The sequence below is a fragment of the Pseudoalteromonas sp. QJM3NY_12 genome (assembly GCF_056173165.1).
In genome coordinates, this window is record NZ_CM149661.1 from 2,845,998 (window position 1) to 2,872,988 (window position 26,991).

21 protein-coding genes are annotated in these 26,991 nt (G+C 40.2%); 12 read left to right on the top strand and 9 right to left on the bottom strand.

Annotated elements, in window-relative coordinates; translation table 11 throughout:
- Positions 1–13 precede the first annotated feature (13 nt).
- From AC0VZ5_RS13360 to AC0VZ5_RS13370, 3 genes are all read right to left on the bottom strand, one after another.
- The gene (locus tag AC0VZ5_RS13360) at positions 14–913 is read right to left on the bottom strand and encodes a GGDEF domain-containing response regulator (RefSeq protein WP_178956579.1); all 900 of its coding nucleotides are present in this window, start codon (positions 911–913) and stop codon (positions 14–16) included.
- On the bottom strand, positions 903–4,673 hold the full coding sequence (locus tag AC0VZ5_RS13365) for a PAS domain-containing hybrid sensor histidine kinase/response regulator (RefSeq protein WP_475473215.1): 3,771 nt from the start codon (positions 4,671–4,673) through the stop codon (positions 903–905). Before AC0VZ5_RS13365 ends, AC0VZ5_RS13360 begins: the two co-directional genes overlap by 11 nt.
- A 66-nt stretch (positions 4,674–4,739) precedes the next feature.
- A complete protein-coding gene (locus tag AC0VZ5_RS13370; RefSeq protein WP_010391619.1) occupies positions 4,740–6,131 on the bottom strand; it encodes a PhoH family protein in 1,392 nt (463 codons plus the stop codon).
- Positions 6,132–6,429: 298 nt separating this feature from the next.
- On the opposite strand from AC0VZ5_RS13370, the gene rapA reads away from it, so the two are divergent.
- The 3 genes from rapA (at position 6,430) to AC0VZ5_RS13385 (ending at position 11,154) form a co-directional block, all read left to right on the top strand.
- The gene (gene rapA, locus AC0VZ5_RS13375) at positions 6,430–9,324 is read left to right on the top strand and encodes an RNA polymerase-associated protein RapA (RefSeq protein WP_198523689.1); all 2,895 of its coding nucleotides are present in this window, start codon (positions 6,430–6,432) and stop codon (positions 9,322–9,324) included.
- A gap of 154 nt (positions 9,325–9,478) precedes the next feature.
- Positions 9,479–10,132 carry a bifunctional tRNA pseudouridine(32) synthase/23S rRNA pseudouridine(746) synthase RluA gene (rluA, locus tag AC0VZ5_RS13380; protein ID WP_198523690.1) on the top strand — a complete coding sequence of 218 codons (654 nt, stop codon included), beginning with the start codon at positions 9,479–9,481 and terminating at the stop codon, positions 10,130–10,132.
- A gap of 92 nt (positions 10,133–10,224) precedes the next feature.
- Positions 10,225–11,154, top strand: a complete 930-nt coding sequence (locus AC0VZ5_RS13385; protein WP_198523691.1) for a DUF3530 family protein — start codon at positions 10,225–10,227, stop codon at positions 11,152–11,154.
- Here the strand turns inward: AC0VZ5_RS13385 and djlA are convergent.
- The 3 genes from djlA to AC0VZ5_RS13400 are packed head-to-tail and all read right to left on the bottom strand — an operon-like array spanning position 11,137 to position 13,682.
- Positions 11,137–11,994 carry a co-chaperone DjlA gene (gene djlA, locus AC0VZ5_RS13390; protein ID WP_010391624.1) on the bottom strand — a complete coding sequence of 286 codons (858 nt, stop codon included), beginning with the start codon at positions 11,992–11,994 and terminating at the stop codon, positions 11,137–11,139. The two genes, AC0VZ5_RS13385 and djlA, sit on opposite strands and share 18 nt — an antisense overlap.
- A gap of 33 nt (positions 11,995–12,027) precedes the next feature.
- Positions 12,028–12,684 carry an N-acetylmuramate alpha-1-phosphate uridylyltransferase MurU gene (murU, locus tag AC0VZ5_RS13395; protein ID WP_475473217.1) on the bottom strand — a complete coding sequence of 219 codons (657 nt, stop codon included), beginning with the start codon at positions 12,682–12,684 and terminating at the stop codon, positions 12,028–12,030.
- Positions 12,681–13,682 (bottom strand): aminoglycoside phosphotransferase family protein, encoded by a 1,002-nt coding sequence (locus AC0VZ5_RS13400; protein ID WP_475473220.1) that lies wholly within the window; start codon positions 13,680–13,682, stop codon positions 12,681–12,683. Before AC0VZ5_RS13400 ends, murU begins: the two co-directional genes overlap by 4 nt.
- 94 nt (positions 13,683–13,776) lie before the next feature.
- Here AC0VZ5_RS13400 and lptD point away from each other — a divergent pair, with 94 nt between their 5' ends.
- The 7 genes from lptD (at position 13,777) to AC0VZ5_RS13435 (ending at position 22,745) form a co-directional block, all read left to right on the top strand.
- Complete coding sequence (gene lptD, locus AC0VZ5_RS13405; RefSeq protein WP_475473221.1) at positions 13,777–16,023, top strand: LPS assembly protein LptD; 2,247 nt, start codon at positions 13,777–13,779, stop codon at positions 16,021–16,023.
- A 96-nt stretch (positions 16,024–16,119) separates the two neighbouring features.
- Positions 16,120–17,415 carry a peptidylprolyl isomerase SurA gene (gene surA / locus AC0VZ5_RS13410; protein ID WP_475473223.1) on the top strand — a complete coding sequence of 432 codons (1,296 nt, stop codon included), beginning with the start codon at positions 16,120–16,122 and terminating at the stop codon, positions 17,413–17,415.
- Between the two features lie 2 nt (positions 17,416–17,417).
- Positions 17,418–18,410: a 4-hydroxythreonine-4-phosphate dehydrogenase PdxA gene (pdxA, locus tag AC0VZ5_RS13415; RefSeq protein WP_464711114.1), complete on the top strand. Its 993-nt coding sequence runs from the start codon at positions 17,418–17,420 to the stop codon at positions 18,408–18,410.
- A complete protein-coding gene (rsmA, locus tag AC0VZ5_RS13420; protein ID WP_010391631.1) occupies positions 18,407–19,213 on the top strand; it encodes a 16S rRNA (adenine(1518)-N(6)/adenine(1519)-N(6))-dimethyltransferase RsmA in 807 nt (268 codons plus the stop codon). Before pdxA ends, rsmA begins: the two co-directional genes overlap by 4 nt.
- Positions 19,197–19,586, top strand: coding sequence for a Co2+/Mg2+ efflux protein ApaG (gene apaG, locus AC0VZ5_RS13425; RefSeq protein WP_041709470.1), 390 nt, complete (start codon positions 19,197–19,199; stop codon positions 19,584–19,586). Before rsmA ends, apaG begins: the two co-directional genes overlap by 17 nt.
- A gap of 16 nt (positions 19,587–19,602) precedes the next feature.
- Positions 19,603–20,421, top strand: coding sequence for a symmetrical bis(5'-nucleosyl)-tetraphosphatase (locus AC0VZ5_RS13430; protein WP_475473226.1), 819 nt, complete (start codon positions 19,603–19,605; stop codon positions 20,419–20,421).
- 308 nt (positions 20,422–20,729) lie between these two features.
- Positions 20,730–22,745, top strand: coding sequence for a methyl-accepting chemotaxis protein (locus tag AC0VZ5_RS13435; RefSeq protein ID WP_138609106.1), 2,016 nt, complete (start codon positions 20,730–20,732; stop codon positions 22,743–22,745).
- A 505-nt stretch (positions 22,746–23,250) separates the two neighbouring features.
- On the opposite strand, the gene rpmG is transcribed toward AC0VZ5_RS13435, so the two are convergent.
- The 3 genes from rpmG to radC form a co-directional block, all read right to left on the bottom strand.
- Entirely contained in the window at positions 23,251–23,406 is a 156-nt protein-coding gene (gene rpmG / locus AC0VZ5_RS13440) for a 50S ribosomal protein L33 (protein WP_004587947.1), read from the bottom strand.
- 11 nt (positions 23,407–23,417) lie between these two features.
- Positions 23,418–23,654 carry a 50S ribosomal protein L28 gene (gene rpmB, locus AC0VZ5_RS13445; protein ID WP_008464111.1) on the bottom strand — a complete coding sequence of 79 codons (237 nt, stop codon included), beginning with the start codon at positions 23,652–23,654 and terminating at the stop codon, positions 23,418–23,420.
- A gap of 274 nt (positions 23,655–23,928) precedes the next feature.
- Positions 23,929–24,603, bottom strand: coding sequence for a RadC family protein (gene radC, locus AC0VZ5_RS13450; protein WP_178956588.1), 675 nt, complete (start codon positions 24,601–24,603; stop codon positions 23,929–23,931).
- 141 nt (positions 24,604–24,744) lie between these two features.
- Here radC and coaBC point away from each other — a divergent pair, with 141 nt between their 5' ends.
- Together coaBC and slmA are read left to right on the top strand one after the other, a co-directional pair.
- A complete protein-coding gene (gene coaBC, locus AC0VZ5_RS13455; protein ID WP_178956589.1) occupies positions 24,745–25,938 on the top strand; it encodes a bifunctional phosphopantothenoylcysteine decarboxylase/phosphopantothenate--cysteine ligase CoaBC in 1,194 nt (397 codons plus the stop codon).
- Between the two features lie 224 nt (positions 25,939–26,162).
- On the top strand, positions 26,163–26,750 hold the full coding sequence (slmA, locus tag AC0VZ5_RS13460; RefSeq protein ID WP_008113236.1) for a nucleoid occlusion factor SlmA: 588 nt from the start codon (positions 26,163–26,165) through the stop codon (positions 26,748–26,750).
- The last annotated feature ends 241 nt before the right edge of the window (positions 26,751–26,991 follow it).

The following is a 26,991-nucleotide window of genomic DNA, read 5'->3' on the forward strand; positions in this document are numbered from 1 at the left end:
GCTCTCGAAAATACTATTGGGCGCTAATTTGATTGCGCCCTGACTTTTTAGCATTATATAAACCTGAGTCAGCCTCTTCTAATAACGCTTTCTCGGTGTATGCTTGACTGCTCTCACTTGAGGCAATTCCAATACTAATAGTAATGTGTGAAGCATTTAAAGATGCGTTGTGTTCTATATTCAAGTCATTAATAGCTTTGCGTAATTTATTAGCAAACGCAATAGCGCCTTGCTGATTGGTTTCTGGTAATACTGCAACAAACTCTTCACCACCATAACGGGCAACAAAATCACTGCCACGTTCACATTGAGCCACTAATGTTTGCGCCACTGCTTTTAAACACTCATCGCCAGCACGATGACCGTAGTAGTCGTTATAGCGCTTAAAGTGATCAATATCGATAAGCAGTACACACATGGAGGAATTATTACGCTTACTTCTTCGCCACTCTCGTTCTAAGTTTTCATCTAAATAACGTCTGTTAGGTATTTCTGTTAAACCATCAATAGACGCAAGCATTTCTAATAAATCGTTTTTTTGCTTAATGAGTAATTGATTACGCACACGCACTTTAACAATAGAGGCATAAAATGGCTTAACAATGTAATCCATTGCGCCTAACTCTAAGCCTTTTGCTTCGTCTTCATGAGAGCTATTCGCTGAGATAAAAATAATGGGGATTGTATGGCTTAGGCTGCTTTCTTTAAGCTCCACCAGCACGTCGTAACCATTCATGCCTGGCATAATAATGTCTAAAATAATTAAGTCTACTTGTGTGTGCTTAACAAATACCAACGCCTCTTCACCACTAGCCACTAAGTAAACCTCATGCTCGTCACTTAGGGTTTTTTCTAAAATGATTCGGTTAAGCGCATCGTCATCTACAATTAATATTTTTGCTTTATTTATCATTGCTTACATCTAAACTTTTTATATAAATTTGCACTTGCTCTAACTGTATTATTAATTCTTTAATTGCAGCTGCAGCGTGATCGCTGTTCGCTTTTAATACTTGCTCAGTATGTTGAGCACACAATAATAATCGGTTAAAACCTAAATTTCCTGCTATCCCTTTTAAACTATGCACTAAGCGTACCATTTCAATACTAGGGTTGTTGTTTTGAAGCTCAGCTGAATATGATTCACTTAATGTCGCTAACTTGTCTAACATACTGTGCAGTACAGAGTGATCATCATCAAACTGAGACAAAGCAAAGGCTTTATCGAAAAAACATGGCGTAGCGATGCCAAGGCTTGCGATTGCTGTAAATAAAACTGGCGCAACCACAGGCTTAGTTAAATGTTTATTCATCCCACCATTGAGTGAGCGCGAAATGTCGGCTGGTTCACTATGCGCGGTTAATGCAAAAATAGGTAATTGCTGAGCGTCAAACTGTTGGCGTATTATTTCAGTCGCTTGATAGCCATCAATTTTGGGCATTTGAATATCCATTAAGACTAAGTCGGGGCGTAAGCTACTTACCAATTCAATCCCTTTTTGCGGGTCATTGATCGTAACAACATTTACTCCAGCTTGACTCAAAATACTGCTAATAATATCGAGGTTCAATGGATTATCGTCTATCGCTAACACTAATATTCCTGAGACTGTATCACGCGGTTTTTGTGCTTTGTTTTCAATTGCCTTCACTATTTTTTGCGAGCTCAAATTAAGTAATCGCTGTGCAAGTGCGCTTGAGGGTAAGAACTGGGTAATAAGGGAATCATTTATTGGTGGCTGTTCGTCTTGATTATCTGTAATAACAACAACCGAAATAGCAGCTGTACGCAGTGTTGCTTTTATTTTTGGTGTTAAAAAGGCCGACAGCTCACACGCATCAATGATTATTGTGTGCGCTTGCAGCAAATATTCTGGTTCAGCGATTACCCTATTAAGCGTTTGGTTATTAATAACAGGATACGCTTTAATTACTTGATTAAGTAACGTACTTTTAGCGCTAGTAATTACTAATAACTTATTTTCATCACGAGTAACTTTGTTGGTATCGGTCGCTAAATCGAGCGTAAAGTAAAAATAGCAACCTTGTCCTTTATCGCTATCAAGTGAAATTTCCCCGCCCATTAATGCCACACTGTGTTTTACTATTGCCAGCCCTAAACCTACTCCTTGATGCTGACGAGTGGATGACTCATCGCCTTGGGTGAAGGCATCAAATAAACGGCGTTGATCGGCTTGAGCAATCCCCTCACCTGTATCTATAACCCCAAAACAGATACGCTGTAACTCATTACGGCTACTTGGCTGTAACTGCATTTTTAATGTCACGTTGCCTGTAGGAGTAAATTTAACAGCATTGGTTAATAAGTTACCTAACACTTGTTGCAAACGAATGGAGTCGCCAACTAAAAAAGGGGAAATATGTGGGTCAATATCAACTTTTAGCTGTATCTGCTTTGCTTGGCATAAAGGCAAAATTAAGCTTTCGCAGGTATCAATCAAATCAACTAGGCATAAAGGCGCTAATTGCAGCGTTGCTTCATTACTTTCAACACGCGCAAAATCAAGCATACTATTAAGCATTTGTAATAAATTATTGGCTGCATACGTCGCTTGGCTGGTCAGTTGCACTTGTCGCTGCGTTAATCCATGCTCTACTAACATGTCTAATAGCCCTAGTATGGCATTGAGAGGAGTACGTATTTCGTGGCTCAAATTAGCAATAAAGCGACTTTTAGCCAAGGTGGCTCGCTCTGCATCATCTTTGGCTTTCGTAAGCTCAGTAACATCTTGAATATGAATAACATAATATAGCGGCTGAGCATTTTCATTCCAAATTAATGACATACTCAACTGCAACCAAGCATTTAATTGAGTATGCGCAAAAGTTAAATGAAACACTTGTTTTTTGTTTTGTAATAGTTGCTGCAGCAAGGCGTCGAGTTCTTGCCACTGAGTGTCACTAAATAGTTTACCAAACGGGGTATCTGTTAATTGATGATGTTTGGTAAACAGTTTTCGCGCGGCTTTATTAACCTGTAAAATAGCGTACTCTAGTGAAAGTAAAAACACCCCATTGGCAGCAAATTCAATGGCACTTCTAAATTTAGATTCCGACTCTTTTAATGCATATAAAGTATGTTGCTGTGCAGTAATATCGCGACCAATTCCCATTGTGCCTAGCAATTGGCGCTGTTCATCATAAAACGGAGAAATCGTTAACTGATAGGTTTGCTTAGCAACGTCTATACGCTGCTGAATTTGCATTTTATGCTGTAATGCTTGCTGCTCCAGCCGCTGGATTTGCTCGTAGCTGCGACTAATGCTATGCATATTTTGACCAATAAGTTCGCTTTGGCTCTTACCTATAAACTGCTCAAATGCTTTATTACACCCTAAAAAGGTGCCGTCTGTATTTTTAAAATATATAAAGTCAGGCACGCTGTTAAGTACTGTATTTAGCAGGGCTAAATGTCGCTCTTTTGCTTGGTCACTATGTTTTAATTTTTCAGATTTGAGCTGCACCTGCTCATCTAACTTTTTATTAGCATTTTGTAATGAAATAACTAAACGTTCATTTTTCGCAAAAATAGCTTTCACCTTAGCAAACCAAGGTTGCCAATTTAATGGTACTTTGTAATTTAAATAACCCGTGTTGTCATCGTTATGATGTTCTAAGTAACGCATTAGCTCTGTCATAGGCCTTATAAATATACGCTTGCTTAACCAAAAAAAGACATAAAACATCAAGCATAGAAATAATGCTAATGAAATAAACTCCAACACCACTTCTTGCACAAGGCTACTGGTAAGCATTTGCTTATCAGCAAGAAACCCTAAATGAATCGGAGTCTGATCTGAGGGTTGAATTAAAAAAAGCGGTTCAGACAGGGCCGTAAGCTTTGATGAGCGCGTATTAATTTGAGGCCAGTATGCCGAAAAATTTATCGCTTGGTTAATTGACTGCTGTGAACTGGCAATAATTTGATTTGCTTGATTAATAAAAACATACTCACCTTGCTTAGAGGTGATTTTGTTTAACCAACCAGAGATAGCCTGCAGTTCATAAATTAAAACAATATAATCAGAGGAATTTAGTTCACGCTGTCGCCCAATCGCAAAATATGCCTTATTACCTAAATTGATGACTGCACTCGAAGCCAATTTGTTTGATGACAGTAAGGGTTTAAAGTCGCCATTCAATAGCGGAGTAAATATATTATTTCGTGTATTGTCGCGCCGAGTTAAGTATGCAAACCCTCGTTCATCAACATACGCAATAGAATGCACAGATGAAAGCAGCGCTAAAGTGGTATTAAAAGAGGGTGCAAGCGATATAACCTGCTGCCATTGTAAAAGTGCCGACTCAGAATAACTAAACTGACCTTTACCTGCAATTTCACCGTTTAAATGTTCAAATTGGCGATAATAATAATGCTCATATTGGTTAATGTTTTCTGTAAGATTATAATTTTCTACAAGAAAAGTTTGCTTGTTATACATAACAAACATTGCATCAACCAAGTCCCCCATTGCTTGCATATCATGATCAAGCTGCGCAGATAATGCATTAAAATCAGTGGTCTTTTTTGTTATTGCACGTTCCATTTTTATATTATAAAAATGCAAACACAAAAAAGAGGCCACTAACAAAGGCAGTGCTAGCGCCACAAAAACAGAGCGATGATAATGTTCTAACGGTAAAAATTTCAACAAGTTACCTAATTATTGGCTCAAAAATCAAACTGTAGACTATCGAGCCAAGATGTTAAGCGCAAGTTATAAATTCTCCTCGGCAAATGACGCTAGTCGACTTCTTACTACACCATTAAGATTAACAGTAGCGCCGCCTTCAAAGTGCTTAAATCGCTCCACAATATAGGTAAGTCCAGAGGTAACCGCGGTTAAATAGTTACTGTCTATTTGTGCTAAATTTCCGGTACAAATAAGTTTAGTTCCTTCACCACAACGGGTAATAATGGTTTTGAGCTGAGAAGCCGTTAAGTTTTGGCTTTCATCTAAAATCACCACCGCATTTTGAATGCTTCGCCCACGCATAAAGTTCACCGATTTAAACTGAACATTGGCTTTTTCCATAATGTAATTACGGCTTGAAACAGGGTTCTCATCTCCTTTATGCAGCACCTCTAAGGTATCAGTTATTGCAGCCAGCCAAGGTGCCATTTTCTCTTCTTCGGTGCCAGGTAAAAAGCCAATCGATTCGGCAATTTCAGGGGTGTTTCGGGTTACAATCACTTTATCGTAAACACCTTTTTCTATCACCATTTCCAGTGCACAAGCAAGCGCGAGTAAGGTTTTACCACATCCCGCAGGGCCGGTTAAAATAACAAGTTCAATAGAAGTATCGAGCAGTGCATCTAGTGCCATTGCTTGGTAAATATTTTTTGGCTTTATTCCCCAGGCGCTTTGATGCATTAGTCGCTCTGCACCAATATCTTTAATGGTAATATGCTCACCATCGTAAGATTTGACTCTAGCGGCAAACTGATCGCCATCATCAAGTAAATACTCGTTACAAAACACATCAGGAATCAAATCTTTAGGGATATGATGAACTGTTTCACGCCCGTGTTGTTCAGTATTACACTCGCCAACATGCTGCCAAAAATCACCTGTAATTTTTTTATAACCGCTGGTAAGTAAGGCGATATCGTCAATAAGCTGATCGGTACGATAATCTTCAACATATTTAAGCCCCGCCCCTTTGGCTTTTAAGCGCATGTTGATATCTTTAGTAACCAGTATGACTTTTTTATCACTGTGCTGATTTTGTAAGTGCACCGCGCAATTAATAATGCGGTGGTCGTTTTCATTGCCCGGTAAGCCAGAAATAGAATCGGCAAATAAATGGTCGTTTACAATCAGTAAGCTTCCCGTTAATCCGCCTTGTTTATTACTTGGTAGCGCAACCCCTTGTAACATTTGTTCGGGAGAGGCTTGGCTGAGCACTCCATCAAGTCCACGAATGGCCACTCGGGCATCGCGACTTACATCGTGTTTTCTGTCTTTAATGTGATCAAGCTCTTCTAATACCGTCATTGGAATAACCACTTGGTGTTCTTGAAATGACAAATACGCGAGGGGTTCATGAAGCAATACATTGGTATCTAGCACATACATTTTACTATCAAGGTTCGAAGCTTTTTCCATAGCACTTTCCTTACGTTTTATGATTTTTATGCTATACCCAATAAACTAATCAGTGTGACTAATAAACTTGATTAATTACTTAGGTATAATTTGAGTTTAGTCTATTTGTCACAAAAGTCTGTTTTATGACAAATATCATTTAGTTTGAATTTCCTACAAAATCGGCGCACTAATCAGTGCTTATAGATAGGAATAATTCACACTTATAAAATTAATTAAAAGTCAGGCAAATAGCGCCTTGCAGTGGTGTTATCTAACAGGTAACATAGCCGCCTTTTTCTTCATAGACGAGACATACATGAATTTTTCCTTAGGTCAGCGTTGGATCAGTGATACAGAGTCAGATTTAGGATTGGGCACCGTTGTTGCCATTGATGGCCGCCAGGTCAGCATTTTATTTCCTGCCAGTGGTGAAAACCGTGTTTATTCTTCTGCAGAAGCTCCGGTAACCCGCGTAGCATTTAATCCTGGTGATGTGATCCGAAGCGTTGAGGAGTGGGAATTACAAGTTGAGTCAATTGAAGTACAAGGCGAATTACTGTGCTATCACGGTGAACGTATTGATAACGGTGAAAAAGCACAATTAAAAGAGACCTTTTTAGACCATTTTATTAAATTTAATAAACCACAAGACCGTTTATTTGCAGGCCAAGTAGACCGCTTTGATCGATACACTTTGCGCTACCAAACTTGGTTACACCAATTTGAACGCCAACAGTCACCTATTAAAGGTTTAATTGGCCAACGTGCCAACCTTATTCCGCATCAGCTTTATATTGCCCAAGAAGTAGGTAAACGTTTTGCGCCACGTGTACTACTTTCTGATGAAGTAGGTTTGGGTAAAACCATCGAAGCTGGCATGATTTTACACCAACAAATTATTACTGGTCGCGCCAGCCGTGTGCTCATTGTGGTACCTGAGAACTTGCAGCACCAATGGTTAGTAGAAATGCTACGCCGTTTTAATTTACGTTTTTCTATTTTTGATGAAGAGCGCTGCGACGAAGCGTTTGCTGATTCACCTAACGTATTTGATACCGAGCAACTGGTGCTTACCAGCCTTGAGTTTTTAACTAAGAAAAAACGTTGGTTTGAACAATCTACGTTGGCCGACTGGGACTTATTAGTCATTGATGAAGCCCATCATTTAAGCATTAACAACAATAAACCTAGTGCCGAATACCAACGTATGGCTGAGCTGAGTCAAGACATTCCGGGGCTAATTTTATTAACAGCAACGCCAGACCAACTGGGTCATCGTAGCCACTTTGCACGCTTACAACTGCTCGACCCAGATCGCTTTTACGACTACGACGTATTTAAAGAAGAAGAAGCAAACTACAAAGATGTAGCCGAAGCTGCTAACCAACTACTGCAAGAGCAATCATTAGATGATAACGCTAAAGCAACCTTGATTGAGCTATTAAAAGAAACGGATATCACCGATATTCTTGAAACAGCACAACAAGGCGACCTTGAAGCACGTAAAGAAATTTTAAATATGCTTTTAGACCGTCACGGTACTGGCCGCATCTTATTTAGAAATAGTCGCAGTGGTATTGATGGTTACCCAAGTCGTAAATTACACGCCTACCCTATGGCTTTACCTAAGCAATACAAAACAGCAATGACTGTACTAGGTAATATGAGCGGCATTCAAAATGCTGAACTCAGTGCACAGCGTGCACTTTTCCCTGAAAAAATATTTCAAGAGTTTGAAGGTGAAAGCGCCAGTTGGGGTTTATTTGACCCGCGTGTAGATTGGCTGATCGAAACGCTAAAAACTCTCAAACGTGAAAAAGTATTACTCATTTGTGCTAAAGCCGAAACCGCAATCAGCCTTGAGCAAATATTACGTGAACGCGAAGCAATTAAAGCCTCGGTTTTCCACGAGGGCATGTCGATAATTGAACGAGACCGCGCCGCGGCGTTCTTTGCCGATGAATACGATAATGCTCAAATATTATTGTGTTCTGAAATTGGTTCAGAAGGCCGTAACTTCCAATTCTCACATCATTTAGTGTTGTTTGATTTACCGCTCAACCCAGATTTACTTGAGCAACGAATTGGTCGCTTAGACCGCATAGGACAAACACAAGATGTGAACATTCATGTGCCTTACTTTGAAAATACGGCACAGGAAGTGTTATTACGTTGGTACAACGAAGGCCTAGATGCATTTGAAAGCACTTCAACCACAGGACAGTTATTATATAAAGAGTTTAGCGAAGACTTACTTGAATATATTGCAGCTCATAATTGTGACGAAGATGAGCTAGACCCATTGCTTGAGCAAGTAGCACAAAAGAATGCAGTATTACGTAAGCAAATGGAAAGTGGCCGAGATCGCCTACTAGAACTGCATTCATCAGGGCAAGGCGCTGCTGATTCACTCGTAGCTGACATTGAAAAACTCGATAATCAGTTTGAGCTACCAAGTTACATGATCAATGTGTTCGACACCTTTGGCGTAAGCCAAGAAGATAAAGGTGAAAACACTATTATTTTAAAACCCACTGAGCATATGCTTAACGCGTCATTCCCTGCTTTAAAAGAAGATGGCATGACGGTAACATTTGACCGTGATACCGCTCTTTCGCAAGAAGATGTGCACTTTATCAGTTGGGATCACCCTATGGTGCAAGGCACTATGGACATGATTTGCGATGATGACTTTGGTAGTGCGTCAGTGGCGTTACTTAAAAACAAAAAGTTACCACCAGGAACATTCTTTGTTGAGCTAATCTTTGTTGCCGAGGCGATGGCACCAAAAGTACTGCAAGTGGGCCGCTTTTTACCGCCTACGCCTATTCGTATTTTACTCGATAAGAGCAGTAATAACTTAGGCGAAAACGTTGGCTTTGATGGCTTTAATCAACAGTTATCTGCGGTAGGTCGTCAAACAGCAAGTAAATTAGCCGGTGCATTACAAAGTGCGGTTCATCCGATGATCAACACAGCAAAAGACATGGCGCAACAAAAGCTGGATGTTATTCGTGCAGAGTCATTAACTAAAATGCAAACATCGTTGAGTGAAGAGCAGCAGCGTTTAGAGGCACTTAAACAAATAAACCCAAATATTCGCCAAGAAGAAATTACTTTTTACGATAAACAACGCAATGAGCTAACCGCACATATTGAAAAAGCGCAGTTAAAACTCGATGCCATTCGTTTAATTGTAGTTTCGCACTAAGGGATCTAGCTGTGAGCTATAAGCTGTCAGTCGTTAGTTAAAGATCAACTAACGTGTGCATCGAAAAAAGCGCGATATTTATATCGCGCTTTTTACTTGAGCCTAAGACCTCACTCCACTAAAATAGCGCACTTCAAAATCACTGAGGTCTGCCGTGTTAGTTAATTACAATCCCCCTATGAGCCCGTATTTAACTATACTGTTTCAAGACGATGATTTACTTATTGTAAATAAGCCTAGCGAGTTACTCACCGTACCAGGTAAAGACCCAAAACATGCCGATAGCTTAATTAATCGCGTCAACCGTGTTTTTCCTACGGCTAAAATTGTTCACCGTTTAGATATGGCTACCTCAGGAATACTTTGCTTGGCAATGAACAAAGCCGCTCATCGACATTTAAGTATGCAATTTCAAGAGCGCGAAACGGCAAAACGTTACATTGCGCGAATTTATGGGCAGCTTGAAAATGAAACCGGCTCCGTTGATTTACCGCTTATTTGTGATTGGCCGAACCGCCCTAAGCAAATGGTTGATCACGACAATGGCAAACCCTCGCTTACCCATTTTAAAGTGCTTGAACGTGAAGCACAGGCAACCCGTGTAGAGCTTACTCCTATTACTGGGCGCTCCCACCAGCTGCGAGTACATATGCTAAGCTTAGGCCACCCTATTTTAGGCGATCGTTTATATGCCCACAAAGACGCACTTGCTGCGGCTCCTCGCCTACAGCTGCATGCACAAATGCTACAACTCAAACACCCTGTAACAGAGCAAGTACTTACTTTTGAAGCTGAACCCGAGTTTTAATACGGATTAATCTTTTAGTTATTTGCAGTAAATAGCTAAACTTTAAGAGTGCTACGCCGATACATAAATAAGATTTAAATTAAAAGCTTATTATGTTTATTACGCAGATGTTTAAAGTCATTATTACTACTCTTTCGCTTGGCTGTGCATTAATCAGTTTTCAAGTGCTTAGTGCTGAGTATATCGCTCCTCCTCCCTTTTCAAAAAATATTGATGCGGATATCTCTCGCCTAGCCCAAAGTGATGAAGTAAAGTCTATTTTAGCTGGTGATACTGAGTTTTTAACTTTATACAGTGAATATATGAGCGCCGACTTTAGAGGGGTGGTCATACTCATTCCTGACTGGCAATCAACGCCCACAAACAATTCCGGCATGAACTTTTTGCGTAAAGAGCTTAATAATCATGGGTACACTTCTTATGCGATGACAGTTCCTGATATAGATTGGCAAGCAGCCCAAGATGACACAGCAAAAACGATTAATGATTCTGTGGGCACAAATAATGAAACAGCCAACGCAAATACTGAGCCTGGCACCAGCACACAAAAACAGCCTCATCATGCCGACTATGTTGAGCAAGTAAATACCGAGGTCGTGGATAACTACAAGTTAAAACTGCTCGCTCGCTACGAAGCTTTGTATCAGCAGGCAGCAATGGAGTCTGACAATATTGTTGTTATTGCACAAGGCACCAGTGCTGGGGTGTTGTTGGAGCACTACGCTGAATTTGCAGACTTAAAAATAAACGCCTTCATTAGTTTGAGTAGTTACCTTCCTAATACAAAACGCAATGCCAAGTTAAGCCAAATAACATCCTTGGTCACCCCTGCTTTGTTGGATATTTATTTTGCTACAGACAGTAATGATATCTTAATGAACCTTAAAAACCGTCAGCGTTGGGTTAACCGTAATGCAAAGTTTGATTACCGCCAGCGCCAGCTATTTGGATTGCGCGATGCGCCGCAGCAACATGCACGCTTGAGCAAAGAAATAGACGGTTTTTTACGCCGCCTTTTTTAAATACTCGTAAGCGGCTTGAATATCTTGGCTTTTTTTAACCGCGACTTCCATCATGTGCTTAGGTAAACCTTGCGATACCAGTTTATCAGGATGGTGCTGAGCCATAAGCTTTCGGTACGCTACTTTAATATCACGTTGCGACGCATCTTTATTTAGCCCTAACAAGGCCAATGCCTGCGAGCGATTCATATCATTACTTGGCGGTACATGATGTCCTGAGCCTTCTCGGTAACTACTGCTCTGACTTTGCTGCTGCCTAAAGCGCTGTTGTTGCTGCCTAAAATTAAACTCTGCTTGATAACGTTTTAGTACAAAGGCAAAGTGTGCTTTAGATACCCCCAACTGCTTGCTGACTTCTTGTAATAATTGCTTTTCTTGCGCGGCAAGCACGCCATCAGAAAACGCCATTTGAATTTGAATTTCTAAAAATAACTGCAGTAAATCGTAACGTTTAGCAAAACGTTCTTTAAAGTCATAAACTGTGTCTTTGAGTGAAAAGTCGCTGTCTTTACCCGATTGAAATGCCTGCTGCGCTTCACGGCGCTCTTCGCCTTTTAAGCCCATTTCATCCATAAATAGCGTCGCAGCTTTAATATGGGTTTCGCTTATTCGTCCATTTGACTTGGCGATATGCCCCATTACTGCAAAGCAGCTAGAAAAAAACAGTGCTTGGCGCTCGTTAACATCATCGCCTTTAAAAAGGTTAGAGAAGCCGCCAGCCTGATCAAAGTCTTTCTTTAGACTTTTATCAAACATATGGCCTAGGTATAAGCCTAAAATAGCGCCAAATATTTTGCCAAACATAAAACCAAAACAGAAACCGAGAATTTTTCCCCACATTTTAAAACTTACCTCTAGTGTTTTATATTTAGCTTATGGTGCTAATTGTTGGTTAAGAGTCGATAAACGCTCTGGTGTGCCTATATCGTCCCATTGGCCAATATAGAGTTCAGTGGAGACTAAATGTTCATTTAATTTTTCACGCAGTAAAGGCCCTAACGGGAGAATACCTGGGGGCAGCCCTTCAAAGAAATCAGCCTGATAACGGCCAATTCCAGAAAAAGTATAGCGCTGTTCACTATTAGGTGAGTGGCTTAGCGTAAAATCACCATCTGGGTTATGCGCAGGATTTTCAACCAATACAATGTGCGCTTCTTTTGGCTGTAAATGCAGCTGCATTAATGCACTAACATCGTAATCGCTGTAAACATCACCATTAATAACAATAAATGACTCATCTAATAAAGGAAGTGCTTGAATAATTCCGCCAGCAGTTTCAAGCCCGCCAGTTGCTTCCTGGCTATAGGTAATACTTACCCCCCATGCACTGCCATCTGCAAAGTAGGTTTTTATTTTATCTCCTTGCCAGGCGAGATTAATCACAATCTGCGTAATACCAGCTGCTTTTAAGCGCATAATATGATGCTCAATAAGTGGTTTACCTGCCACACATAACATAGGTTTTGGCAACTGTGCGGTGAGCGGCATCATACGTTTACCGCGTCCTGCAGCTAAGATCATGGCCTTCATAGTTGTTCCTCTTTTAACCGCTGCTGTACTTTTGGTACTACGTAATTTTTTACCCAATCAGACAAGTCACTAAGCTCTGGATACTCTGCCGCCACTTCAACAATATACGCTAGTGTTGGTAATATATTGGTTAAGTAACCTTTTTTGCCATCCCGTAAATACAAGCGACAAAAAATACCCGCTGCTTTTAAATGGCGCTGCAAGCCAGTTAAATCAAACCAATACTTAAATTGTGCGAATGACTCGTTAGTTATTAAACTTTGTCGCTTAAATTCGTCATAACCAAACTCAAGTAAATGAGTCAGCTCGTCGTTGGGCAATTTAAAATAACAATCTCTTAAAAGCGAGACTAAGTCATAACATAACGGACCTTGTACCGCGTCTTGATAATCAATAATTGCCCATTGCTGCTCGCAGCGCATAATATTACGGCTATGGTAATCACGATGCATAGCCACTGTGGGTTGTTCAAGCAGTGTATTGATTAGCAGCGCAGTACTTGTTTGCCAAATATTTTGTTGCTCAGCGCTGAGCTCTGTACAAATAAAATCATTAACTAACCAATTTTTAAAAATATCCAGCTCAAGTGCAATAAAGTCATGGTCATACGGATTCATTGACGGAGCTTTAGGCGTTTTAGCCCACTTGGCACTTAAACTGATCAGCTGCTGGTAATACTCGCTGCGATTGGCATCATCAAGTAAATCAGCTAAATGGGTGTTGCCTAAATCACTTAAAATAAAAAAACCTTGCTGCTCATCACTATGAATAATGGTTGGCAATAAAAAACCCTGTTCAGAAAACACCTTATTTAATGCAATATAAGGGACGTTGTTAACTTTTTTTGGATCTGAGTCCATCACAATAAAGTTTTTATTTTCAGCGCTTAACCTATAATAACGGCGAAAACTGGCATCTGCGGTTATTGCATTAAGCGCGTAAGATTGCTCACTAAAGTGAGTATTAATAAACTGTTGTAAACTCTCAAAACGTGTCATTTTATAAGCTATCTATTTTTCACTAATTACTTTGCTATTGTTTTCCTTTATTATGTATAGCTTGTAACTAATCACAGAGCATAAAGGTCGATAAATGAGCAAAACCTGGGGCATTTTGATGCTAAGCGTACTGAGCGCACCATCGCTTGCCGAAACTGAACTGACACACAACTTTTGTGGCACTTCAATGCAAACCAGAGCTTGGCAACCGCTAGCTGGCCTTGAGCTTGGAACGGTTGATATCAGCGCTGATGACGTTGAGCTTTTAGGCACACAAAGCGCTGAATTTACTGGTAATGTTGATATTAACACCGTTAACATGAGTTTGTCCGCACAATCAGCACTGATTGATAAACAACGCGGCCTACTCAATGCCACCGGCCCTATTACCTACCGCGATTATGTAAGTAAAGTTCAAAGTGCGGGCTTAAACGCCGATTTAAACAACTCAGCATTTAGCTTATTAGGCGCACAATACAGCCTAACACAACAGCAAGGCAAAGGTGGTGCGGAAAAACTCACCATCGACAAGTCTGGCTTAATGCTGATGAATGCAAGCTTTACTGCTTGCCCGGGTAATACGCCAGTATGGGCGATTGAAGCCGACGAAATTAATTTATCGCGAGAAGAAGGCTGGGGTGAAACCTACAATGCGGTGCTACGTATTTTAGACACGCCAGTGCTCTATTTACCCTATTTTACTTTCCCACTTGATGAGCGCCGTAAATCAGGCTTATTAACACCCAGCTTTTCAAGCTCAGATCGCTATGGTTTAGAGACTATTACGCCTTATTATTGGAATATTGCTCCAAACTATGATGCAACCATTACGCCGCGTTATATGTCACGCAAAGGTTTACAGCTACAAACTGAATTTAGATATCTAACTCCAGAACACCAAGGTTTAGTGGCTGTCGAATACTTAAATAAAGATGACTCAGAACCTGAACTTGACGAGCGTTTTTTGTTTCATTGGCAACAAAAAAGCTATATAGGCGAAGACTGGCGAGCCAGTATTGATATAACCAATGTCAGTGATGATAACTACCTTACTGATTTAAACTCAACTTATGCAAGTAAAACCGATACTCAGCTTTATCGTACCGGCTCACTAACTCACATGGGCGAGATGTGGCGTACTGATATAAAAATACAAAACTTTGAAGTACTCGGTGACCACTTAGAGTCATATACAGCCTTACCTCAAGTTAGCTTTACACAAACTACGCCGTGGAAAATTGATTACTTCGATTTTACTGTTTCAGGGGAGCTGAGCCACTTTACTAATAGCTCAGCGGTGATTGACCAAGCAACTCGCGTGCATATAGAACCTAAAGCACGCTTTGATTACAAAGAATATGCTTGGTCATTTTTATCTGAAGTAAGCCTGCTACAAACTAACTATAAACAAGACGGCAACTTACAGGGCACTCAATATAGCGAGACGGTCTCGCGCACATTGCCGAAACTCCGCTTATATTCTCAGCTTAACTTTGAGCGCGACACCTCAATTTTTATCGACGATGGCATTCAAACCTTAGAACCACAAATTCAGTATTTATATACGCCTAACAAAGATCAATCTGATATTGGCTTATACGATACCACTAAACTACAAGATGACTTTTTTGGCCTATTCAGGGATGCACGTTTTTCAAGTGTTGACCGTATTGCCGCTGCAAATCAATTTACGCTTGGGGCAACCACTCGTTTATTTGATAAGAAAAATGAAGAAGTATTTAATTTCAGTGCTGGCCAAATATTTTATTTAAGTAATTCAGCCAAGCCCACAGAGCAAGGGCTTAACAGCGACAGTAACTACAATGCCTTATTTGCAGCGCAAACCATGTTACATTGGCACCGCCGCTGGTATTTATCCGGTGGTATTCAGTACGATACGGATGGCAAGCAAATTATCCAGTCAAATGTCACCTTAGATTATAAAGGTGACGATAATCAGCTGGTTCAATTGAACCATCGCTATGCAAATGATGTCTCAGGAAATACAATCGAACAAGCGGGCTTATTTACAAGCATTCCTATCAGTGACGAATGGCAATTTATTGCAAGTTACCATCGCGACCTTGATAATAACCGCAGTATTGAAGTATTTAGTGGATTACAGTATGAATCGTGCTGTTGGGCGTTCCAAATTACTGGTCATCGCCAAATTGAAACTGATTTAAATCAGTCAATTGGGCAACCCCAAGCCACTTTTGATTCGAGCATTCGTTTGAATTTTGTATTAAAAGGGCTTGGTAGTAAAAGCCGTTATGATGCTCAAAAATTATTACAACAAGGTATTTTTGGTTATCGTAGGCCGTATTTTCTTAATGACTAAGCTGCATTTTGTATAGTAAAAATTTACAAATAACTATATCAATCTAGTCGCATTTAGCATTACAACAGTACTATTAGTAAGAGTAGTAAAAAGAATATGAATTTAAAAAAATTATTAACATCAGCAGTTTTAACGTTTGGCTTATGCCAGAGTGCATTCGCCGCACCGGTCGAAATAGATAAAGTGATTGGTACTGTAAACCAAGGCGTTATTTTAAAAAGTGAAGTAGACACTATTGTTGATCGTGTTAAAAAGCAAGCAGAAGAACAAAATCAACAGCTGCCAAAAGACGAAACACTGCGTGTACAAGCAATTGAACGCTTAATTAATCAAACGCTAATGATGCAAATGGCTGAGCGTATGGGCTTAGAGATTTCAGATAGCCAGCTTGACCAAACACTTGCCAACATGGCCAAAGAGCAAGGCGGTACAATTGCTGATTTACGTCGTACTATTGAAGCATCGGGTGAAAGCTTTCAAGCTTACCGTGAAGAAATTCGTAAAGAGATAACCACGCAACAAGTCATACGTGTAAACGTAGACCGTCGCATATATATAAGCGACCAAGAAATTGATAACTTGCTAAAAATTATGGATAGCCAAGGAAAAAATGCCGAAGAATACGATATTGGTCATATTCTTATCGATATTCCAAGCGGTGCAAGTGCAGACGACGTAAGCTCTGCAAAAACACGCGCAGACAAAGTAATTGAACTGCTGCAAGACGGTCAAGAATTTAAGCGTATTGCGATTTCTTCATCAAGTGGCCCAAAAGCGCTTGAGGGTGGTCAATTAGACTGGATGGGCATTAACGAAATGCCATCTTTATTTGCAGGAGCGGTGAAAGGGCAAAAGAAAGGTACGATTATTGGCCCACTTCGCTCTGGCGCAGGTTTTCATATTATTAAGGTGCAAGACGTACGTGGTCGCCAAGTAGTAGAAGCCACAGAAGTTAAATCTCGTCATATTCTTATTAAGCCTTCAATTATTTTAAGCGAAGAAAAAGCCCGCACAATGCTAGCTGGCTTTGTTAAGGATTTACGCGCTGGAAATGCTGACTTTGCAGAACTAGCTAAAGAGCACTCGCAAGACCCAGGCTCAGCGCTTAAAGGCGGGCAATACGACTGGACTGATCCAACTACCTACGTTCCTGCGTTTAGAGATACATTGCTATCTCTTGATCAAAACGAAATCAGCGAACCCTTTAGAACCCAGTATGGCTGGCACATTGTGCAGTTGTTAGATACACGCGTTGCAGATAAAACTGAGCAAGCTAAGCGTAATCGTGCACATGGCATGTTGTTTAATCGTAAATTTAAAGAAGAAGGTTTTAACTGGCAGCAAGAAATGCGCGAACAAGCCCATGTTGAAATTTTCCCAACAGACGAATAATTATGACCTTAAGAATTGCGGTAACCCCTGGTGAGCCTGCTGGCATTGGGCCTGACTTGCTATTAAAACTGGCACAGCACAGCTGGGATGCACAGCTAGTAGCGATTGCAGATGCATCGCTACTAAAGCAGCGCGCTAAACATTTAGGTTTAAACATTAAATTGATTGAATTTGATGAAAGCGCCAAAGCTATGCCTACAACTGCTGGCAGCTTGTACATAAAACAGATTGATTTAGCCGAGCCGGTTGAGCTGGGTGTGCTGAATGACGCAAACGGTCAATACGTATTAGACACACTACGTATTGCCAGTGAGAAAAATATGGACGGCACTTTTGATGCCGTTGTTACCGGCCCTGTTCATAAAGGTATTATTAACCAAGCCGGTATTTCTTTCAGTGGCCACACTGAGTACTTTGCTCAACAGTCGGGCACCGCTGATGTTGTTATGTTATTAGCTACCGAAGGGCTGCGAGTTGCATTAGTAACAACGCATATTCCGCTTGCTTATGTTGCTCGTGCTATTACCCAAGAGCGACTGATTAAAGTAGCTAATATCCTTAATCATGACTTAAAAACCAAGTTTGGTATTGAGCAACCGCGTATTTTAGTCTGTGGCTTAAACCCGCACGCTGGTGAAGATGGCCATTTAGGCCGCGAAGAAATCGACACGATAACGCCTACACTTGACATACTAAGAGCTGAAGGGATGAACTTAATCGGTCCTTTACCAGCAGATACATTATTTCAAGATAAATACCTAAATGAAGCCGATGCAGTACTGGCTATGTATCACGATCAGGGATTACCTGTGCTAAAATACAAGGGATTTGGTAAGTCAGTGAATATAACCCTTGGCCTTCCATTTATCCGCACTTCAGTCGACCACGGTACTGCGCTTGATTTAGCCGGTACAGGCGATGCTGATGTTGGCAGTTTTGAATTAGCGATCCGCGAAGCAATTAAGCTCGCCCATGAAAAAGCACAGAATCAATGACCGATAAAGTACATTTAGGACACCGCGCCCGTAAACGTTTTGGCCAAAACTTTTTATTCGATGAATCAATCATCGATAAAATTGTCACCGCTATTGATCCCAAGCCGCAAGATAATTTAGTCGAAATTGGCCCAGGCCTTGGCGCTATTACTGAGCCTGTAGCCGATTTAAGTGGCCATTTAACGGTTGTTGAGCTAGATAAAGATTTAGCCCAACGTTTAATTGAACACCCTTTTTTAGGGCCTAAATTAACCGTAAACCAAGGCGATGCAATGAAGTTTGATTTTGCAAGCCTAGTTAAAGACGACAAAAAGCTAAAAGTATTTGGTAACCTACCGTACAACATTTCTACTCCTTTGTTGTTTCACCTTTTTGAATTTGCCGATCATATTGAGCATATGCACTTTATGCTGCAAAAAGAAGTGGTAAAACGCATGGTTGCAGGCCCAGGCAGCAAAACCTTTGGCCGCTTGAGTGTAATGACTCAATACTACTGTAATGCTATGCCTGTAGTAGAAGTACCACCAGAGTGCTTTAAACCTGCACCTAAAGTGGACTCTGCGGTTATTCGCTTAATCCCTAAAAAGGCAGAGCAGCGCACAGCTAAAAGCGTTAAAATACTCAATACGGTTTGTTTAGAAGCGTTTAATCAACGTCGTAAAACACTGCGCAACAGCCTAGGTAACCTTTTAACCGCTGAAGAGTTAACCAGCATTGGCATTGATATTACTTTGCGTGCTGAGAGCCTGTCGTTACAACAATTTATTGATATAGCTAACTGGATTTATGACAACAAGCAGTAATATGGGATCACCTGTAAAGGTATCTGTAGAAACATTTTATGTAGAAGAGCAATCGCAACCTGAACTTGATAAATTTGTGTTTGCTTACTCCGTTACTATAAAAAACCACAGTTTATGTAGTGCAAAACTACTCAGTCGCTATTGGTTAATTACCGATGCCAATGGCAAAGAAGTAGAAGTACAAGGTGAAGGTGTGGTGGGTGAAACCCCAGATATAGCCCCTGGTGAAAGTTACAAATACACCAGTGGTGCAATATTAGACACTCCGGTAGGCACCATGCAAGGGCATTACACTTTACGAAACGAATTTGGTGCTGAGTTTGAAGCCCCCATAAATGTGTTCCGTTTAGCTTGCCCTAATATCTTACACTGAGTAAGAACAGCGTCTAATGGCCGACTACGCAATAGGTGATTTACAAGGCTGCTTTAACGAATTTAGTTTATTGTTAAAGCAAGTCGACTTTAATCCTAGCAAAGATCATCTCTACCTAGTAGGTGATATTGTTGCTCGCGGCCCAGACTCCAAAGCGTGTCTTGATTACATATATCAGCACCAAGACAGCGTTAGCGTCACATTAGGCAATCATGACTTACATATGATTGCCTGTTATTTAAATAATGTTGCCCCCAACCCCAAAGACAAACTAACGACTCTGTTCAACAGCAGTAAACTCCCACATTACGTCGCGTTTTTGCAAACTCAGCCTTTAGCTCTTTACTTAGATAAATATGATTGCTTTATTTCACACGCGGGGCTAAACCCTGATTGGTCGTGCGTGCAAGCCATTGAGCACGCCCAATTCGCACAGCAATGCTATGGTGCTGACAACGCTCAATACTTCTTAAAAAACATGTATCAGCCTCACCCACTAACATGGAGTGAGCAACTCGATGACGCTGCCAAGTTTCGTTATATTGTTAATTATTTCACCCGTATGCGCTTTATTAAACCCGATAACTTGCTTGATTTTAGTGCAAAAGAAGCAACAGCAAATAGCCATTCATTGATTCCTTGGTTTTCTCATCCTAAAATTGTTAACGCTCAACATGACCTTGTTTTTGGTCATTGGGCTGCACTTGAAGGTCAAACTCCCTACAAACACCTGTACGCTCTAGATACAGGTTGCGTCTGGGGCGGCTCAATGACCTTAATAAATTTACAGAGCAAACAAAAACTTTCAAAAAAATCACAACTTTTGTCTAAATAAACTGAAAAAAGTTAATACATCTGTTAAGTTTAAGAGTGCATGTTAAATTGCATAATTACAAACCATTCACAACTAAGTGTAAAAAATAGCAACACTCTCTAATCTAATTAAAGATGAGGAAAATTGCTTTGTATTATTTTACATCCATAATCGAATAGTTGAATTATGTATGCTTAGTGTGTGATGAAGTTTCACGGTAAATTTAGCAACTAACTATTAACAGTAAAAATTAATTATTTTTAATTACTTAACTTATTGTTGAAAGCGCCGATAAGTTTTAATAGACGTATTTTTGAATGGAAAACCATATGAATCTAACAGTGAGTCAACGTATTTGGGGTGGTTTTATATTTATCACTTTATTACTTTTAATTATTGGCGGTAACTCTTTAATAAAAATAGCAAATATAGATCGCTCAACTCAAAAGGTTAATCAGCTATCGCTTCCGGCATTAAACAAGAGCGCTCAATTACAAGCTGAATTTATTTTGATGAGTAAAGCTGCTCAAGCTAGCTTTCACACTTCATCGGCTCAAGAGCTAGCGCCAATAAAAGCACAAATAGAAGAACAAAAACAGTTATTTGATAAGTTACATCGCGAGCTACAACAAGTAGTAAAAGATGATCCACAACTAAATAAGAGTAGCCTTGACGTTGAAAAGACCTACTTAAGTTTTTTAAGCATTATAGAGAGCCTACTCAAAGACAAAAACACTCAGTTAGTGCTTAATAAAAAGCTTAAAGCTCAATTAGAAACCGTTGAGCTTGCGGCAGAAGATGCCAACTCTATGGTTCTTGATATTATTGATATCGATGGTTTAGAAGATAACTACCCTCGTGCTTATCAAGCAGCTAATAACCTTGAAAATAACTTTATGTCTGTGGTTACCAGTAGCACCGATATGTTAACTGTTAAAACACTTAATACGCTCGATATTATTAAAAATGAACAAGTATATTACTTTGAAGAAGTCGTTCGTACCGTTTCATTAATACAACCTGCAATAGAGCAGAGCCATAGCGGCTTGTTTAACGACTTAAAAGGTTATGTAGATACACTTGAGAGTAATATTTTAGGTAACGATAGCCTTTCAGCGAATAAAAAACGCCTTATCGATGCAATCAGCACAACTGAACGTGAATTAGAAGAGTCTGAAAAAGCTACTAAAACAGCACTTAGCCAAATTGACGAATTAGTATTACAAGCCAGCGGCGTTGCATTTACTTTGCAAGAAGGCGTTCGCAGCGATGTAAACTCAGCTAACTTATGGACTTGGATAGGCATGATCATTGCTACTATTATCGCTGTGCTTGTGGCCATTGTTACAGTTAACCGTATTACTAAGCCATTAGCAGAAGTTAACCGCATTTTAGATATTGTTGCCAGTGGTGATATGACTCAACGCTTGGATGACAGCGCAAAAGATGAATTTGGTGAATTGTCGAAAAGTTGTAACACCTTAATTGATAGCTTACGTAGCTTAATTACCGGTATTATTTCGCGTTCAACACAGCTTGCTGCTGCTTCTGAGCAAACCTCAACAATTACCGGTGAGTCGAGCAAAGCGATTAGTAATCAACAAGCGCAAGTAGAGCAAGCGGCAACCGCAACCACTGAAATGAGCAGTACCTCTCAAACAGTGAGCAACAGTGCTCAACAAGCACTGGGCGAAATCAAAAATGCTGATAAAGAAGCTGAACGCGTTAAAGGTATTTCAAATCAAAATAAAGCAACCATTGAACAACTCGCTTACGAAGTTGATGAAGCATCAAGTGTTATTAATAAGCTACACAAAGATAGCGCCTCAATTGGTAGTATTTTAGACGTTATTCGTGGTATCGCTGAGCAAACTAACTTACTTGCACTTAATGCGGCCATTGAGGCAGCGCGTGCCGGCGAGCAAGGCAGAGGCTTCGCCGTGGTAGCTGATGAAGTAAGATCGCTTGCAAGTAAAACTCAAGAGTCGACCCAAGAGATTCAATCTATGATTGAATCACTACAGTTGGGCGCTGAAGAAGCAGTTAAAGCCATGGAAAAAGGTAAAGAACGCGCTGTTTCTTGTGTTGAGCAAAGTGATTTAGCTAATAGTGCACTAGATTCAATTACTCTTGCGGTATCGCAAGCGCACAATGTCAGTGAAGAGATATCAACGGCAGCACAAGAGCAACAACAAGTATCACAAGAGATTAGTGAACGCTTAGAGTCTATTGTTGCTATCGCCGAGCAAACAGCAGAAGGTGCTGTACAAACTAATATTTCAAGTTCAGAAGTGGCTAAATTAGCCGAAGAACTAAGAATATCAGTAGAGAACTTTAAAGTATAAGTATCGCACTGTAAGTAGCCTTAGGGCTGCTTACAGTTCACCCCTAGTAAGTCATAGTAAAACCCCCACTTCCTCATTAGGTATACTTACATACCCCCACAATCTTACTCTAAATACACAACATCCAACGGATTAGTCCGTGAAGTCATTTAATACTATTTATATTTTCTTTGGTTATACCAATTCGCTTAATTAAGTGGTCTATTTTGAGGCTGGAAAAACGCGTTGATAGCTAGGCAAAAAATTTGCTATTTAGTTGCTCTAAATGAGAATTTTTAACGCAGGCAGCGACACGTTTAGCCCCGTAAAGTGATTAAGTATTATTGCGGATTGATATTACAAACAACGGAGCCGCTATTAAAACAATAAGCCATGGTGCTTAACATAAATTTTTAATTAGATGGACACAATTACGGTAGGTATATTTTCGGTGGTAACAGAGTGAATTTTAAAAACAAAAAACCCAGCATAAGCTGGGTTTTTACATTTCTGAAAGAAAACTAAATTACTTAATTTTAGCTTCTTTGAAAATCACATGTTTACGAGCCTTAGGATCGAACTTTTTGATTTCCATTTTTTCAGGCATGTTACGCTTGTTCTTGTCGGTAGTGTAGAAAAAACCAGTACCAGCAGTTGAAACTAAACGGATCTTATCGCGCATAATTCAGTTCCTTAAACTTTTTCGCCACGAGCACGGATTTCTGTAAGAACCGTGTCAATGCCTTTTTTATCGATAATACGCATACCTTTAGTAGTAGTGCGTAATGTTACAAAACGTTTTTCACTTTCAACCCAAAAACGGTGTGTTTGTAGGTTAGGTAGGAAACGACGTTTAGTCGCGTTTCTCGCGTGTGAACGGTGGTTACCAACCGCTGGACGCTTACCTGTAACTTGACATACTTTAGACATGTCTATATATCTCCAATAACTTCGCTCGAGCTTAATTTTTCCCTAAGGCCATGTATTTGTGCCCTAGAGATAAATCGAAGGGCGCTCTTTATACAGCTTTTACAGGCAAAGATCAAATACTGATCTTATCCAACCAGCTCATGTGTAAATTTTATAGCGGCTAATTATAAAGATCGAATGCCCTTAGGGAAAGTAAAAACTGCATTTAAATTAAACTAATTTGCCAAAACACACTAAACCGCTCATTTTTAGCACATATCTGCGAGCAATAAACTTAAATAAGTCCCCGTTCGGCAAACGAAACACAATTTTCACCACCAATAATAATATGATCCAATACATTTATGTCGACTAATTGCAGCGCTTGGCACAATTTATTGGTAATTAGTTTATCGGCCTGACTTGGTTCTGCAATACCGCTGGGATGATTATGTGAAAAAATAACCGCTGCCGCATTATTTTTTAAAGCCGCTTTGACAACTTCACGTGGATATACACTGGCTGCGTTAATCGTACCATAAAATAAGATTTCATCTTTCAATAAACGATTTTGACTATCAAGATACAACACCATAAACACCTCCTGCTGCAACCCTCGCATTTGCAGGGTTAAATAGTCGTAAACAGCTTGAGGGGAATTAAAAACGGCATCGCGAACAAAGCCTTCTTGCATATAACGCTGACTTAGCTCAAGTACTGCTTGTAACTGTACATATTTAGCTGTACCCAGCCCTTTTTGCGCACAAAACTCATCTATGCTGGCATTAAACAAATTATGCAGGGTTTTATTTTCATTGATCAGATGTTGTGCCAGCTCTATTGCATTCATACCGGGTAAACCCGTACGTAAAAATATAGCCAATAGTTCAGCATCAGAGAGTGCCTTTGCGCCTTTTGCTAGCAGCTTTTCTCGCGGTCTGAGTGAATTAGGCAGAGAGGTTAATTGCATCGTTCATCCTTGAAAGCGGTCAGTATCATATAACTGTAATGCAAAATTAAAAATTAGCGCGATAAAACGCATTTTATCTTAGCTGTCACGCTCAAGATTTGTTATTTTAGCCAGCATATTTTATAAAATTGATGAACAACCATGATTAATTTAACAAATAAAAAAATAGTGCTGGGTATTAGCGGTGGAATTGCAGCCTATAAATGTGCCGAACTCGTAAGACGTTTAAAAGACCATGGTTGTGACGTTAAAGTTGTAATGACTGAATCAGCAAAGCATTTTATTACCCCGCTAACGATGCAAGCTGTCAGTGGTGAAATAGTGTCTGACTCATTACTCGACCCATCAGCAGAAGCTGCGATGGGACATATTGAATTTGCCAAATGGGCTGATTTAATTTTAGTGGCTCCTGCCACCAGCAATATTATTGCAAAAATGGCGGTAGGCATTGCTGATGATCTACTCACTACGTTATTACTCGCAACTCCTGCAAAAGTGGCTGTGGCACCGGCTATGAATCAACAAATGTACGCGCACCCTGCCACGCAAGCTAATATAGCCACTTTAAAGGCTCGTGGCGTTGCAGTTTGGGGGCCAGGCAAAGGTGAGCAAGCCTGTGGTGATGTAGGTGCAGGGCGAATGCTTGAACCGCATGAATTAGTGAGTTTATGCACTGAACCTGCGCAACCACAACTCTTAGCGGGTAAAACCATTACTATTACCGCAGGCCCAACCCGAGAGCCTCTCGATCCGGTGCGTTTTATATCAAACCACAGCTCAGGAAAAATGGGTTATGCACTAGCACAAGCTGCTTTATCATTTGGCGCGCAAGTTAACTTAATTTCAGGCCCAGTGACCATTACCGCGCCGCAAGGCGTTAATTTAATTAATATAGAAAGTGCTGAGCAGCTACTGCAAGAATCTCTCAATTACGCCCATCAATCAGACGCCTTTATTGGCTGCGCTGCTGTAGCCGATTACCGCGCAGCGAATATCGCCACGCAAAAAATGAAAAAACAAGGCGATGAACTCACTCTTAGCTTAGTTAAGAACCCAGACGTTATAGCAGCGGTAGCAAACCTTACACAAAGCCGCCCTTACACTGTCGGCTTTGCAGCAGAAACGCAAAATGTTGCTAACTACGCTAAAGGGAAATTGACTAATAAAAACCTCGATATGATTTGCGCAAACGACGTATCGCAAAGTGATTTAGGCTTTAATTCAGAACGTAACGCACTTACTCTTTATTGGCAAAATGAACAACTCGATTTACCTGTGACTAGTAAAACAGAAATAGCAATCAAAGTGATCGAGCAGCTTGCCAAACGATTATAAAAAGGCTGGAAACAAACTGAATAAAACATTAACATGATGACGCCTTGTGACCTTTTAGTGTAATTTTACTTCGCTAATATAGTTTAATGCTTGCGCAGTACCAGAGCTTCACGTAATACGTGAAAATATCGCTTCACTGGTTATTGCCCGCACAAACACTAGGCAGGTAGCTGTGTTATCGCACGTTGATGTAGAAAAAATAACTATTAAAAAAAGGAATGTTCATGCCTGCGACAAAAAAAAGTAATCGCAAAGAGCAAATACTGCAAGCACTCGCACAAATGTTAGAAACCAGCCCTGGTCAGCGTATTACAACTGCCAAACTTGCCGCAGAAGTTGGCGTATCTGAAGCCGCTCTTTATCGCCACTTTCCGAGCAAAGCGCGGATGTTTGAAGGATTAATTGAGTTTATTGAAGATACCCTGCTATCACGTATTAATCTTATTTTAGATAACGAAAAAGAAAGCAAAGCACGCGTATACAATACCTTATTACTGTTGCTAACGTTTGCTGAGAAAAACCCTGGCATTACTCGTATATTAACAGGCGATGCTCTACAAGGTGAGCAGGAGCGACTTCGTGAACGTGTACAAGGCTTATTTGAAAAGCTAGAGACCCAATTCAAGCAAATTCTTAGAGAGCGTAAGCTACGTGAAGGTAAAAACTTCCAAAGCGATGAGCTAACCCTAGCTAACTTTTTGCTTGCCTACGTTGAGGGTAAAATGAATCAGTTTGTGCGCAGTAATTTTAGTGCTCGCCCAAGTGAGCAATTTGAAAAACAATGGCCAGAACTTCAAAAAATTTGGTTATAAGATTCGAAGTAATACCTTGTTAGTGATGCTAACAAGGTATTAAATAAACCACTTCCACTCCTATTTTTCACAGATGCCTACCACCTCGCATCCCGTAGCTCGAAAATTTTACCTTTTACCTTTTACCTTTTACCTTTTACCTTTTACCTTTTACCTTTTACCTTTTACCTTTTACCTTTTACCATTCATTTTTAACCTCTCATCTCTGCCCTGCTACCACTTATCGTATCTACTCGAATTG

Coding starts and splice junctions, on each gene's coding strand:
- AC0VZ5_RS13360 (WP_178956579.1), bottom strand. CDS start 913: ATGATAAATAAAGCAAAAATATTAATTGTAGATGACGATGCGCTTAAC.
- AC0VZ5_RS13370 (WP_010391619.1), bottom strand. CDS start 6,131: ATGGAAAAAGCTTCGAACCTTGATAGTAAAATGTATGTGCTAGATACC.
- rapA (WP_198523689.1), top strand. CDS start 6,430: ATGAATTTTTCCTTAGGTCAGCGTTGGATCAGTGATACAGAGTCAGAT.
- AC0VZ5_RS13385 (WP_198523691.1), top strand. CDS start 10,225: ATGTTTATTACGCAGATGTTTAAAGTCATTATTACTACTCTTTCGCTT.
- djlA (WP_010391624.1), bottom strand. CDS start 11,994: ATGTGGGGAAAAATTCTCGGTTTCTGTTTTGGTTTTATGTTTGGCAAA.
- murU (WP_475473217.1), bottom strand. CDS start 12,684: ATGAAGGCCATGATCTTAGCTGCAGGACGCGGTAAACGTATGATGCCG.
- AC0VZ5_RS13400 (WP_475473220.1), bottom strand. CDS start 13,682: ATGACACGTTTTGAGAGTTTACAACAGTTTATTAATACTCACTTTAGT.
- lptD (WP_475473221.1), top strand. CDS start 13,777: ATGAGCAAAACCTGGGGCATTTTGATGCTAAGCGTACTGAGCGCACCA.
- surA (WP_475473223.1), top strand. CDS start 16,120: ATGAATTTAAAAAAATTATTAACATCAGCAGTTTTAACGTTTGGCTTA.
- pdxA (WP_464711114.1), top strand. CDS start 17,418: ATGACCTTAAGAATTGCGGTAACCCCTGGTGAGCCTGCTGGCATTGGG.
- rsmA (WP_010391631.1), top strand. CDS start 18,407: ATGACCGATAAAGTACATTTAGGACACCGCGCCCGTAAACGTTTTGGC.
- apaG (WP_041709470.1), top strand. CDS start 19,197: ATGACAACAAGCAGTAATATGGGATCACCTGTAAAGGTATCTGTAGAA.
- AC0VZ5_RS13430 (WP_475473226.1), top strand. CDS start 19,603: ATGGCCGACTACGCAATAGGTGATTTACAAGGCTGCTTTAACGAATTT.
- AC0VZ5_RS13435 (WP_138609106.1), top strand. CDS start 20,730: ATGAATCTAACAGTGAGTCAACGTATTTGGGGTGGTTTTATATTTATC.
- rpmG (WP_004587947.1), bottom strand. CDS start 23,406: ATGCGCGATAAGATCCGTTTAGTTTCAACTGCTGGTACTGGTTTTTTC.
- rpmB (WP_008464111.1), bottom strand. CDS start 23,654: ATGTCTAAAGTATGTCAAGTTACAGGTAAGCGTCCAGCGGTTGGTAAC.
- radC (WP_178956588.1), bottom strand. CDS start 24,603: ATGCAATTAACCTCTCTGCCTAATTCACTCAGACCGCGAGAAAAGCTG.
- coaBC (WP_178956589.1), top strand. CDS start 24,745: ATGATTAATTTAACAAATAAAAAAATAGTGCTGGGTATTAGCGGTGGA.
- slmA (WP_008113236.1), top strand. CDS start 26,163: ATGCCTGCGACAAAAAAAAGTAATCGCAAAGAGCAAATACTGCAAGCA.